The sequence below is a fragment of the Bradyrhizobium sp. genome, assembly GCF_036009065.1.
Taxonomy (GTDB): domain Bacteria; phylum Pseudomonadota; class Alphaproteobacteria; order Rhizobiales; family Xanthobacteraceae; genus Bradyrhizobium.
Genome location: NZ_DASYMN010000271.1, coordinates 1 through 10839, shown reverse-complemented (window position 1 = coordinate 10839; position 10839 = coordinate 1). Strand labels below are relative to the sequence as shown.

9 protein-coding genes are annotated in these 10839 nt (G+C 63.5%); 1 reads left to right on the top strand and 8 read right to left on the bottom strand.

All coding sequences use genetic code 11. The annotated features are described in order from the left end of the window. A partial coding sequence (locus VGP39_RS16375) for a tautomerase family protein (protein ID WP_327569151.1) occupies positions 1-304 on the bottom strand: 304 nt, incomplete at its 3' end. Positions 305-910: 606 nt separating this feature from the next. On the opposite strand from VGP39_RS16375, the gene VGP39_RS16370 reads away from it, so the two are divergent. Then, positions 911-1804: a LysR substrate-binding domain-containing protein gene (locus VGP39_RS16370; RefSeq protein ID WP_327569150.1), complete on the top strand. Its 894-nt coding sequence runs from the start codon at positions 911-913 to the stop codon at positions 1802-1804. 227 nt (positions 1805-2031) lie between these two features. Here the strand turns inward: VGP39_RS16370 and VGP39_RS16365 are convergent, their stop codons facing one another. The 7 genes from VGP39_RS16365 to VGP39_RS16335 all read right to left on the bottom strand — a co-directional run. After that, positions 2032-4650 carry a DEAD/DEAH box helicase gene (locus VGP39_RS16365; protein ID WP_327569149.1) on the bottom strand — a complete coding sequence of 873 codons (2619 nt, stop codon included), beginning with the start codon at positions 4648-4650 and terminating at the stop codon, positions 2032-2034. Between the two features lie 248 nt (positions 4651-4898). After that, a complete protein-coding gene (locus tag VGP39_RS16360; protein ID WP_327569148.1) occupies positions 4899-6086 on the bottom strand; it encodes a nucleotidyltransferase family protein in 1188 nt (395 codons plus the stop codon). Beyond that, a complete protein-coding gene (locus tag VGP39_RS16355; protein ID WP_327569147.1) occupies positions 6071-7051 on the bottom strand; it encodes a hypothetical protein in 981 nt (326 codons plus the stop codon). The genes VGP39_RS16360 and VGP39_RS16355 overlap by 16 nt, the downstream gene beginning before the upstream one ends. Next, a complete protein-coding gene (locus VGP39_RS16350) occupies positions 7051-8649 on the bottom strand; it encodes a glycosyltransferase family protein (RefSeq protein WP_327569146.1) in 1599 nt (532 codons plus the stop codon). The genes VGP39_RS16355 and VGP39_RS16350 overlap by 1 nt, the downstream gene beginning before the upstream one ends. Then, positions 8646-9707, bottom strand: coding sequence for a PqqD family peptide modification chaperone (locus VGP39_RS16345; RefSeq protein ID WP_327569145.1), 1062 nt, complete (start codon positions 9705-9707; stop codon positions 8646-8648). The genes VGP39_RS16350 and VGP39_RS16345 overlap by 4 nt, the downstream gene beginning before the upstream one ends. Before the next feature lie 86 nt (positions 9708-9793). Continuing rightward, positions 9794-9979 carry a hypothetical protein gene (locus VGP39_RS16340; protein ID WP_327569144.1) on the bottom strand — a complete coding sequence of 62 codons (186 nt, stop codon included), beginning with the start codon at positions 9977-9979 and terminating at the stop codon, positions 9794-9796. A 142-nt stretch (positions 9980-10121) separates the two neighbouring features. Continuing rightward, positions 10122-10839: asparagine synthase-related protein (locus VGP39_RS16335; RefSeq protein ID WP_327569143.1), on the bottom strand; the 718-nt coding region annotated here is incomplete at its 5' end.

Sequence of the window (10839 nt, the reverse complement as noted above, 5' to 3'; positions counted from 1 at the left end):
AAACAACCTTCACATCCTCCGCAGGGACTTCGAATGGTTGGAGGTTTCGCACCATGGCTCGGTATAATTCACGTTTGGCTTCGAGGGAGCGTCCCTCGAACAGAACAATCTCGATCCGCGTAAAGCGCTCTCCCGCTGCGAACGGCGTAAGGTAGCTGCTGGCCGAATGTTCTATGAGACGCGCCAACGGTTCGTCGTTTGGCGTTTTGAAAGCTTGCACAACCGCTTGGTGTATGGCTTCCAAAAACGCGGCCTGCTTGCCTTGAAGCCACGAGCCTCTCACCTCGGTCAGGATATCCGGCATTATACTCTCCTCTTGTCGTCGTTCTCCGCGGGCGCGATAAGGCACGGCTATCAATCCCGGGACTTACTCCTCCTGTGGCGAGGATCGTTTTCATCCGTCGCCTTCATCGTTCCGCGAGCGCCGGAAACAGTATCTTCTGTTCGCACGCTCAATCGAGAATTAGCCGCGATTTTCTCGCCAAGCTCGCGAACCATCTGCAAATACAATCCAGGTGGCGTGACGCGACTCAGCATGCCGGCCGCAAGCGCTTCTGCCCCACTAAATTATCGGCCCGTGCATAACCAACAAATGCAAGCGATTGGCGAATGCTTTCCGAAATAATTTGTGCGGCGATATTCATATGCTACTGCGTATATGGACAGTCGGACGCGGACAAACTGGAATTCAAGCATTGTGGATTCGGAAATACCTAACGTTTCCATCGCATGGAGTTCGCGCGTATCGATCCAAACGGAAATAGTCTGCTGACCGACTGGCCAATTACCGGCTGCACGCTACGCTTTGAAGCGCATCGCTTTGAGGCATTCTGAAAATAACTGGAGCGGCGGTACTGCGTCGACTTCTTTCGGGGGACGCCCACACCACGACAACGCAAAGGTTATCGGAATGCGTTTCGACCTGGCTGATTTGCGCCTTTTCTTAAGCGTAACGGAAAGCTCCAGTATCACTCAAGGCGCCAACAACGCTCATGTTGCCCCACCGTCAGCAAGCGAGCGCATTCGCAATATGGAACATGAAATAGGGACCGCCCTGTTGTTCCGAGAGTCGCGTGGGGTCAGACCAACGCCGGCGGGAATCGCATTGGCGCATCACGCACGCACCATTCTGAAGCAAAACGAGGTGATGCGCGGAGAACTGTCTGAATATGCCAACGGACTAAGAGGACGCATTCGTCTGCTCTCAAATACAGCCGGCTTATCGGAGTTCTTGCCGGATCTACTCTCAGACTACCTGCGTACTTATCAGAACGTTGATTTGGAAATTGAAGAACGGCCGAGCCATGAGATCATTCAGGCCATTTCGTGCGGAGCCGGTGATGCAGGAATAGTGGCTGACATTTTTCCGATTGGACAACTTAGAAGTTTTCCCTTCGTCGTAGACCAACTCGTTCTCGTTGTTCCGGCTGGACATGCCTTTTCTGAACTGACAGGGGTAGAATTCAGCCAAGCTCTCACGCAGGACTTTGTGGGTCTCATGCGGAATAGCGCTCTAATGGACCACCTTGAGTCGCACGCAACTCGGTTGTCAAAGACTATTCGTTGGAGGGTTCGCCTGAGTACCTTTGATGCCGTATGCAGGTTGGTCGAGCAGGGTATCGGCGTCGCCGTCGTTCCCGAGCGCGCTGCGGTCAGGGCGCAACTAAACGGAAATTTGGTCTGCATAAAGCTTTCGGATGCCTGGGCACGACGCCGACTCATGATCTGCGTGCGAGAATTGGACGAGTTGCCAAAGCATGCGCGACAGTTGGTCGACCACATCTTGTCTAAATCGGCAACTTAAATTTCCGCGGCCTGGTACTCACTCGGTCTTCGCGATGACCGTTTCGATCTAGGCCCGCATTCTTGAGCTAAACGTTCCTTGACCGACCTACTCCGGCCCGGCTATCGCACTCCTAGTTGTTTTCGCTGTCGCTTCGAACAATCGGATATAAGGAGAACAATACTCGTTGCGGAGGCAGAGGAACCGGGATCGAACCTTCTCCACAACTTGATCGCGGGCACGAGCTCTCAGGCGGCACGTACGTGCGGCTCAGCCAATTGCACATCCGCGTCGCTGCCCGCGCGATATAGAATGCGGGCTGGCACGCTCGTGAAGTGCAGGATGCCGGCCTGCACAAGCCGTTGCAGCATCTCCCAACCGGGGCGAGCGATCGTCTCGATCGGCGGGACACCGGCCGGATTTGCCGCAGACAAGCGCGCTTGTTCGGAGGCGATCAAGGATACGTCGCCGTCCAGCACCACGAGTAGACGGTCCGCCCGTATCTCGGCATGAACAAAGCGATCGCCATGGCGCGCGCGCAGGTCCTCGACGAGTGCTTCCGCAGGCGACAGCACTTTGATTGGAGCGGCCCTGGCCTGGCCCAGCATGGCTTGCATACGCTCGATCAGGGCGGCGCGGCCGGACGGCATCTTGATTTCCGAAAAGTCTCCCATTCCGTCGAGCACGCCGTCGGCAAGCGTCTGCTTGTGCGCGAGCAGGTGCAGGATCGAATGCTCGATCGAATTCTCGGTCACGAAATTGACCGCCGTTACCGCCCGCCTTTGCCCTTTGCGCCAGACGCGGGCGATGCGCTGTTCGAGCCTGGCCGGATTCCATGGCAGGTCAAGATTGATGACGCAGCTCGCTACCTGCAGATTGAGGCCGGTCGCGCCGGCATCCGACGTGAGGAACAACCGGCACGCCGGATCCTCGCGGAAACGGGCGATCTCGGCACGGCGGCGCAATTGCGGCACGCTCCCGGTGTGCCAGGCGCAATCGATGCCCATCTCTGCTGCCAATTCCCGTACAAGGTCGAGCATCCGCACCCATTCGGAGAACACGACGATCTTGCAGTCGCGCTCTTCGAGTAATTCTTCCAGCACGCCTTCCAGCTCGTGCAGCTTGGGGCATACCCGGCACTCAGGGTCGAGAATGGCGGGCGTATCGCAAATCATGCGCATGCAGGCGAGATATTGCTGTAGTCGGTCGAACTCCTCCTTGGTCAGCGGGCGGCGCTCGGCGATGGCGGCGAGCCGGCGTGCCGAGTGTTCATAGTCGGCGTATCGCACGGCTTGCTCCTCCGCCATCGGTACGAAGAAGGTCTTGACCGTGCGGCCGGGAAGTTCCTTCTCAACGTCTCGCTTACGCCGGCGCAGCATGATCGAGGAAAGCCGGCGGTGCATCCCGTCGAGATTGCGGTAGCCGACCGCGCGGCCCCGCTGGTCAAGCTCGTAGAAATCACGGTTGAAACGGAACAGCGGTCCGAATAGTTCAGGGTCGAGATACTGAACGATGGAATAGGTTTCATCGATCCGGTTCTCCAGCGGAGTGCCGGTGAGGACAAAGGCGAACGGCGATCGGAGCGACTTGACCTGCCGCGCCGTCTTGGTCTGCCAGTTCTTGATCCGCTGGGCCTCGTCGAGGATCACGACGTCCGGCTTCAGCAGGCGGTTGATGTCGTCGGCGTCCCTCACCACCTGCTCGTAATTGACCAGTGTGAAGAAGGCGGGCTCGGAATAAAACCGCAGCCGCTCGGGACGCAGGCCTGCAATGAAGCGCGCGCCCCGGTCGGTGAAGCGCGCGATCTGGTCCTCCCATTCCGCCTTGACCGAAGTGGGGGAGACCACCAGCACCCGTTCGATGCCCTTCTGCCGCGCCAGCAATTCGCAGGCGGCAATCGCCTGCACGGTCTTGCCAAGGCCCATTTCGTCGGCAAGCAGCGCGCGCTCGTGAAACGCAAGATGCGCCGCGCCCTCCTTCTGATAAGGCAACAGCGGTTGCTTGACGACATCCCACGATGCGCGGCCTTCCTCCACGGCGGCGAGAAACGCCGCGCGCGACTTTTCGCGCCTGGCAAGGCGCGTTTCACGATCGAGCCAAATTCGGACATGACGCGAGATGCGAATAGAGTCGGGCGCGCAAGGCGCGGCGTCGACAAGCGCCTTGATGTTGGCCAGTCCCGATTTCAACGCACCGTCGCGACCGCAGAAGGGACCGAGGAAGGCGCGCGCCTCTGCGTTCGGCTCGCCCTTGGTCCACAGGATTGCCGGCGCCGTCGCTCCAGCGCGGTTGAGAAAAATCTCGACGCGCGGAGGTTTTTTGGAAGCTGCCGTGAGGCCGCGGGCGCGGCGCTTCGTCCTGAGCAGCGCCAGAACCCCTTCGATGTGCTTGCAGGTTCCAAGCCCGTTGACGCGATGATCCACACAACCGCAGGAATTCTTAGGGGCTGCGAGATCACGGATCTCCACGTCATAGGCACTCCCTGAAGTCGAGTGCACGCGAAAGCTTCCGTACAGCCCGTGCTCTGGTTCCAGCGCCTCGATTCTTGCGATCTCGGTGCGCCCGCGCCAGCGCCGCACACTGAGTTCATCCTCGTCGCTGGTTCTCCAGCCGAGGACGGTCGGTTTCTCCAGCACTTTGCGCGCGCGCCGTTTGCTTGTCTGCTGCTTCATTGATCGAACCATGGTGGCGAAGCGCCTCGGCGGCGCCGAATCGGCTGGTTGAAAGCTACCATGGCCAAGTAGGATCGCGCGCGGTGCGAGAGGCAATCCCCAAGAGCCTGTATAGAAGCCCGGGAGTGCGACGGATAGCCAGATTGGAGAATGTTGGATGGCAGCTCTCGCTTGGGAATGGCGGAGGGAGAGCAACTGGGATCCAACCTTCTCCAGTTTTTCGCTGCTCGTCGCAGCGCTTCATAGCCGCGAAAAACATAGCATCCAGTTCTTATTTCTTTCGCTGCGTTAGAGGCCCCTGTTCGGAAGCGAAACCGCTTAATTCGCGGGCGGGGCTCTCCTATTTAGTGACCGACATCTGAGTCGTCATCAACATCATGCTGATGGCACACCCCCGGCGTTCGTGATGAACCGCATTGGCCCAAGCGCGGACCCCCGTAGCCTCATGGGCGCAACCGCCCGCGCAACGCGCGCAGGTGCCGAGCGAACTCGCACCAGCGGCGCGCGTAGGCGAGCGGGAGTTGACGGGCGTCCACCCCGTAGCGCCACTGCATGTAAACGGCTGACGGCACCAGCAGGCGCGCGATCACGTAGAGGCGCAGAAGACCCGAAGGGGCAAATGCAAGCGCCTTGTGCACAACGCTCGCTGCCGGTGGGCGCTTCAGAGCCAGTGCAAGCCTCGTCGCCCGCCTTGCCGCGCGGCTGCGAGGGCGGGCACGAAGCGCCGTCCACGCATGATCGGGAATCCGCGTCTGAAAATAGTCGTGTGCCTGCGTGATGGCGCGCTCCATTGCGAAGCTCCACCCCAAAGCCGCGGCTTGGTTGAGCAATGTCCGCCAGTCGAATTGGGGGCTGTTCGATAGGACCAGGTGACAGTCGTAGTAGCGCTGCAAAATCAGCTCCCCCTCCCCGTGCTGCAGGATTGCATGAGCACAAAGGTGAAGGAGCTGTGCCTCCGGCTTGAAATGTCGCACCCGTACATTGGCGGCTTGGGTTTCCGTCGTCTGGTCTCGGAACCAGGCGAACTGCGCGGCGGGCAGCACGTCCTCGGACGGGTGCAGCCTGGTGTGCAGCTCGACCACGATACCGCTCGGCCCCCAAAGCGCCGGCATGTGGTGCAGGTTGCGCTCCGCTCCTGGAAATAAGGGCGGGGCATCCGCCAAGCGGTAGGCCAATGCTCGGATCGCAGCGTGCGCTTCCTCGCTCCGTTCCGCCGGGACCAGCAGGTCGAGGTCCAGCATGGGCCTGAGCGCCGGGCGCGGATACGCCGTGTGGGCGAGCGCGTATCCCTTCAACCACACCCAATCGATTCCGAGCGGCGTGAGCACACTCTCGATACGCGCCTGCTCGAGGCGCGCCCGGAGATACCGCCGACCGATGAGACGGGCGTATGGAACGAGCGGCCCCCATGGAGATCCGGCAGGATCAAGCTGCGCGGCCTGCACTGCATCGAGTAGCGACGGGCCGACGCCGTGGTCCACCGCAAGCGGTACGAGGGACGCGGCCAGGGCGGGGCCCACATGGCGCGGGTCGGCGCGCCCGACGAGGAGCGCGGCGAGCAGGCGCTCGGCGTCCGAGCCGCTATGCTGTGATGTCGGCTGCGGGAATCCAGGGTCTATCGGGGAAGACATGGCGCGGCTATCAAGTCGGCATCCGCAGAGAGCAAGCGAGCCAGCCGGGGCAGGTCGCCCAGTCCGTCGACGCGGTCGACGCGTCGTACCGGCACCAGTTCTGTTACTCTCGCAAGGCAACGGAATAGACGCGCTCGCCGCCGCGCGTCGAGCCAGCCGCTCGCGTAGGTGCAGGCGAGCAGGTGGCCAAGCGCCTCGCGCGGCTCCAGCGCCGTAATGGCGGGTTGATGCGGGCCGACTCGGCGCGGTGTCAGCACGTAGATGACCGCGAGCCGGGACGCCGCCCGCGCCGCCGCAGCCGCGGTCGCCGGATCGAGGTAGCGCTTTCTGCTCATTCCCGGATCGACCCAGACCGGGTGAAGCACGTCGAAGCGGCCGTTCACAGCGTCGGCGCTGTCGGCCAGCAGGCGCAGCCGCGGGTGCCCCGGATAGACCAGCACCCGCTGCGGCTCTAGATCGAGCGCGGCGATGTCGTCCGTCAGCAGCGCGTTTCCTGCCGCCATCAGGGCGGCTGCTGTCGTCGACTTTCCTGCTCCGGAGGGACCAAGCAGCAGTGCTGCTCGCTCACTTACAAGAACCCCGCTGGCGTGCAGGCACGGGATGCCGCGCAGGTGCAGCGCCACCGCGAGGGCGGAATTGACGAGCACGGTCCCGATGTCCGGCACCGAGATCCCCTCCATCCATCGGACTGTGATCTGCGCGCCCCATTCGCAGGTGATGTCCCAGCGCGCGCCGCTTCGATGGTCCGTGTAGCCGAGCCGCCAAGTTTCGTCGTCGAGATGCCAGAGGCTCTCGGTCCCGCGGTAGATCGGCTCCGAGCCGCTCCACTCGAGGTTAGGCACCGGCGCCTTCGCGATGTCGATCTCTACATCGACCGGAGCATCATCGTCGGCCTGTGGCGCTGGCAGCGGCTGGTTGGATCGCAGCACAAGGCCATAAATTTTGTATCGAAAGTGCTCCATCATCAGCGGGGCAGAAACGGCGCGAGGCGCGGGTGACGACGGGAGTGAGGAACCCGCTCCGGCGCCACGAAACAGGCGCGCGCCCAGAGCGATGCCAGCTCTGCGCTGTCTACCCCCTCGTCCAGCGTAAGCAGCCGGATCAGCGCGAAAAGGGCGAAGAAGTCGTAAGGACTGTGGCGGAGCACGTCGGCATAGAACTGTCGCTTGTCGTGCGACTCGCGCGCGCGCAGCCGGAGTCGCCGCAGTGGGCTACGGATGCGATCCAAATGGCCACCGGCTTCGGCAGGCCGTGAACGGAGCGCCGCGTGATAACGCAGTTCCGCGTGCAGATCCGCATAGACAGGTGTCGGCAGGTTACCATCTATGCCCTCGAGCAACTCGGCATCGCGGCCTAGCGCCTCAAGACTCACGGCCGCTAGCCAAACCGCCTGGGCGAAGTCGGGTCGCGCGCGCAGCAACTCCCGGCAGAGCCGCAGGGCGCGTTCATGATCCTGATGCCGGAAAGCCTCCAGTGCGTCCTCGAGTCCGGCCGCTAGCCGGGGAGCCGGGGGCCGAATGCGGTTGCGCGTCGGCAGGGCGGATGGCCGCACAAGCGACCCATAGAATTGCTTCCGAGCGGTGCGCCCAGCCTCGCCCGTGCGGTTCGTCCGCACCCACTGGTGCGCTCGCCGGGCGAGCGCGTTTCGAGCGTCCGGATCGGAATGGAGGCGCTCAAGTGCGGCCGCGAGATCGCCCGGATGCTTGAACAGGGCGGCACGGTCGGCATGCGGCCGGTAAATGGGAATGTCGCTGAGCAGCGGCACGGCGCCAACCGCCGCATATTCCACGAACTTGCCATCGGACCGCCCGCGGTTGAAGGGCGTATCCTCGGCCGGCGCGATGCCGACGTGCCATCCGCGCACGAACTGCAGGTAATCGGGGTGCGGGCCGAAGGGCCGGTAGTCGATCTGGCGAGGCGGGATCCCGGCGAAGCACTCGTCCAGGAGCTGCCGGTCGCCCATGAACGCGAACGTTGACTCGGTATGACGCCGGCAGAACTCCGTCACGACCGGCGAGAGTACCAGAAGGTCCGCCCGGTGCGACGTCGTACCGGCCCAGCCGAAGACGAAACCCTCCGGCTTTTCGGGCATGTGCTCGGGCACGTCCGGAAGCGAATAGTCCACCACGCTGACCCGCCTCGCGACAGGTCCGAAGGCCTCCGCCACGCCCGGCGAGTAGGTCTGAAGGCCGTCGCAGATTGCGGCGTAACGCAGGATTTGCTGCCTGACGAGCGGACTTCGGAGCGCATGGGCGGAAGGAAGCCAGCCACCGAGCGCAAGGATGTTGTCGCTGATCTCATACACGATCGGCCGGCCCTGGGCCTGTCGCAGCGCGATCAGCGTTTCGAGTTCCGGCGTGGCTAGCATGTGGATGAGGAGGAGGTCGCATGCCAGCGCGGCCTCGGGGGCGCCGGGATCGTTCGCGCCGAGGGCATAAATTTGCCAATCGGCGTCATCGGCGAACAGTCGAATTGGGTAGTCGACGGTCTGGTACCACACGGCCTGGTTTTCGCCCATCATGCGATGGGGATGCAGCACGAGGGCGGTGAATCGTTCGCTCACGCCTCGCGCCTCCAATAGACGCCGGTCCAATCGACCCGGCGCAACGGCGCGCTGATCGCACGCTCCTCCCGGAACGTGTCGACGGCCAGGCGGCAAGCTTCTATGGCCCCGTAATCATCGATCACAACGAATCCGCCAGGTGAAACGCGCTCGTACAGTGCCTCGAGGATGTCACGGGTCGACTGATACAGATCGGCATCGGCTCGCAGGATCGCGAGCTGCTCCACCGGAGCCGTCGGCAGCGTGTCCGCAAACCAGCCCGGGAGCCAGCACACACCATCGTCCAGAAGGTCGTAGGTGCGGAAGTTGTCCTGCACCGCCCCGAGAGCGCAGGCGAGCCACGGCTGCTTTGCTTCGCTCCAGTCGTGCCCGGCCGCGCGGTCGATCGCGTGGGTAGGCGGCGGAAGCCCCCGGAAAGAGTCGGCGAGCCACACCCGCCGCTGCGCCTCTCCGAACGCGACTTGAAGAGCGCGCAGGAAGATCGCGGCCCCGCCCTGGCACACCCCGGCCTCCAGGAAGTCCCCCGGCACGCCATCAGCAAATACCTTGCGAGCACAGTATTCCAGGTTGTCCAGGCGTGCCGTCCCAACCATCGTGTGGGAGAACCGGTTGGCACGCCGATTACGGACGGCTCCCTCCCGCTTGGCGCTGACAAGCTCCGTGTAGGCCGCCGGGCTCGCGTACCGGATGTCGCGCATGAGCTGCTCGGCTGGCGCGGCCCGGCCTGCTCGAGCGTGCTCCTCCAGTAGCTCGATGCGCAGCTCGTGCTCCGGATAGATGAGATTGACCAGCGCGCGCTTCAGGAGCTCGAGGTAGCGGGTCCGCGTCCCCGGCTCTCCCGCGGGCTCGGCCAGCCCCTCCACGAGCCCTGCGCGCACAAGCTCGTTGACGAAGGCACGGACCTCGTCCTCGCATTCCGCGCAACTTACCTCGAATTCACATCCCACCTGGCCGCAAAGGGTTGCGACGTCAATGGGTCTCTCGGTCAGCTCCCAGATACGCCGGGCGGTCGCGTTCAGGCGCATCGCCGAGCCAGCCGGGCCGTGCTCGAGGATCATGCAGCCGCTCTGCAAGTGGGAGAGCGGTTGGCTCGTTCGGAACAGGAGGGACATGAGGAAAGGCGATCGAAGCCGGGATAGTACCCTCAGCTACCGTAGACGGCGAAATCTGCAAAGTTGAGGGGGCCGCCGCCGAATTCAGTCCGCGTGAACGGGACCTCTTCGGCTGTGGGGGTGCGCCACCGCAGCTTGCCGCCAGCACGCTCCTGACCGGGTGCCTCCGCATCGGAGGCTTCCGCTGCGGGCAGATTTGCATCCGGTGTGGTGCGCATGGGGTAACTCCTTGGGAAGCTTGGCGAAGCCCGCGACGATGCCCGATCTTCGGTGGCCGTGCAAGGGCACGGCGGGATTGCGCCGCCCCCTCGGCCCCACCCGGATCACACCGGTCGTCGTTGGTCCGGTGCAGGGCCATAACTACGCGGCTGCGCGTTCCTCGCGCATCAGAAACAACCCGACCGAGAGCATCCCCAAGAGGTAATAGGCGGAGCGTTCCGCATCCGGGCTCGCCGGATCCTGCAGGTCGTGCCAGAGCCGACGTAAGAGCGGGAGTGACAGGTATTGCGACGCGGTCGGGGAGCATTCGATCTGCGCGACGATTCGGCCGAATCCCGCCAATTCGCATCGGGCGAGTCGCTCCAGATCAGGGGACTGCACACCGCGCCGGGTGTTGCAGCGGACGGACTCGGGCAGCAGGCCTTTCATCGCCCGGCGCATCAGCCAGCGGCCCTGGCCGTTATGGAAATGCTGATTCGGTGGGATCCGGAAGCAAAACTCGATCAGCCGCAGATCCGCGGTGGGGTCGCGGATATCCAGCCCATATGCGGCGCCGAGTTCGTGCAGAAATGCGCCGGCGGCGATCACGCCCGGCATCAGCGTGGCGCGCTGCTGCTCGCGCGGCGTGCGCGCCGAGAACCGACCGACGAGCGGCTCGGTACGGTGCATGTGCTCCCTGATCCGCGAGCGCTTCAGGAACCCGGCATCGATCGGCGTGTGGCGCGCCCATACGCCAGGCGGCGGCCCGAAACGCCAGCGGAGCTGAGCCTGCGCCGCCGCCAGCGCGGGTCGCATGAGCCGTCGCCAAGCGACCCGTGGGACCGACCCGCCCCCGGCGCGGCTCTCGCCGATGAGCTCA

Bases quoted from the DNA above. Each gene is read 5' to 3' on its own strand.
- VGP39_RS16360 (WP_327569148.1), bottom strand. From the start codon at position 6,086: ATGTCTTCCCCGATAGACCCTGGATTCCCGCAGCCGACATCACAGCAT.
- VGP39_RS16370 (WP_327569150.1), top strand. From the start codon at position 911: ATGCGTTTCGACCTGGCTGATTTGCGCCTTTTCTTAAGCGTAACGGAA.
- VGP39_RS16340 (WP_327569144.1), bottom strand. From the start codon at position 9,979: ATGCGCACCACACCGGATGCAAATCTGCCCGCAGCGGAAGCCTCCGAT.
- VGP39_RS16345 (WP_327569145.1), bottom strand. From the start codon at position 9,707: ATGATCCTCGAGCACGGCCCGGCTGGCTCGGCGATGCGCCTGAACGCG.
- VGP39_RS16355 (WP_327569147.1), bottom strand. From the start codon at position 7,051: ATGATGGAGCACTTTCGATACAAAATTTATGGCCTTGTGCTGCGATCC.